General features: G+C 61.0%; 1 protein-coding gene. It reads left to right on the plus strand.

Annotated features, from left to right (window positions below; all coding sequences use genetic code 11):
• Positions 1–266: 266 nt before the first annotated feature.
• The coding region (locus BLX41_RS19975) for a sensor domain-containing diguanylate cyclase (RefSeq protein WP_148059761.1) at positions 267–1,635 on the plus strand (1,369 nt) is incomplete at its 3' end.

Below are 1,635 nucleotides of genomic sequence, written 5' to 3' on the forward strand. Positions count from 1 at the left end.
CGCTGGCAGGCGGCAGTCGACAACAGGCCGACTGACGAAATATCTGACCGCGAAAACCCCTTCTGGTGCGATTTTGGCAACACATTGATACAAGTCCTTCGACCGCCCGTAACCGCCTAATCAGGACGACTCGGGACCTGCGTTTGCGGCACCGGAAAATCCCCCTGCCGTGTATCGATTCCGAGACAATTCAGTGCGCTGATGAACGAGTTATTTCCGCGCCGTGCCACTAGAATGCGTCAACGGGCCACTATCACGGAATCGCCATGCCGCTTCGTTCTCCCTTGTATTCGCAACGTTCGCTGGTACTGGCACTGATCACCTTGCTGGGCAGTGGCTTCCTCGCCACTTCCCTGCTCAGCTACTACGCCTCCCGGGACTCGATCCGCGACAGCATCGTCAACACCGAACTGCCCCTGACCTCCGACACCGTGTACTCGGAAATCCAGAAAGACCTGGTACGTCCGGTCCTGATCTCCTCGATGATGGCCCGCGACACCTTCATGCGTGACTGGGTGGTGGCCGGCGAACAAGACCCCACCCAGATGACCCGTTACCTCAATGAGGTCATGACCCACTATGACGCCTACACCGCGTTCTTCGTCTCCAACACCAGCCTCACCTATTACCAGGCCAAGGGCGTGCTGAAGAAGGTCAAGGTCGATGAGCCCCGAGACGCCTGGTACTTTCGCGTACGCGACATGGCCACGCCCTACGAAATCAACGTCGACCCGGACCTGGCCAATCAGGACAAACTGACCTTCTTCATCAACTACAAGGTCTACGACTACCAGGACCGCTTCATCGGGGCGGCCGGAGTGGGCTTGACGGTGGACGCGGTGATCAAGCTGATCGACAAGTACCAGCAGCGCTACCAGCGCAGTGTGTACTTCGTCGACACCTTCGGCCGCATCGTCCTCACCGGCGCCGACGGCGGGCCCCAGGGCGCCCGCAGCGGCCAGTCCCTGCATGACCTGGACAGCCTCAAGGAACTGATGACCCAACTACCCAAGCCCCACAGCGGCAGCTATGAATATTCGACCCAGGGCCAGGGGCACTTTCTCAATGTACGTTTCATTCCCGAGCTCAACTGGTACCTGTTCGTCGACAAGCGCGAAGACGGCGCCCTCAACAGCATCCGCCAGTCGCTGTACCTGAACCTGCTGATCTGTCTGGTGATTACCAGCATCGTGCTGATCCTGCTCAGCGGCGTGGTGCGCCGCTACCAGCGCAAGATCGAGGCCCAGGCCACCCTCGACAGCCTCACCCGCCTGCCCAACCGCCGCGGCTTCGACCTGCTGGCAGCCCAGGCCCTGCAAGAGGCGCGGCGGGACATGACGCCACTGTGCGCCCTGCTGCTGGACCTGGATCACTTCAAGCGCCTCAACGATACCTACGGCCACCTGGCCGGGGACCTGGTGCTCAGCGGTTTTGCCCGTGACCTGCAGGACTGCCTGCGCCAGTCCGACATCGTCTGCCGCTGGGGCGGCGAGGAGTTCATCGTCCTGCTCAAGGACACCGAGAGCAGCGCCGCCCTGGTCATCGCCGAGAAGATCCGCCTGCAGACCGAACAACAGCGCTACTACTATGAAGGACAGCCTCTGCAACTGACCGTCAGTATCGGCTTTTCCCCCC

This window comes from Pseudomonas protegens, from assembly GCF_003732485.1.
Taxonomy (GTDB): domain Bacteria; phylum Pseudomonadota; class Gammaproteobacteria; order Pseudomonadales; family Pseudomonadaceae; genus Aquipseudomonas; species Aquipseudomonas protegens_B.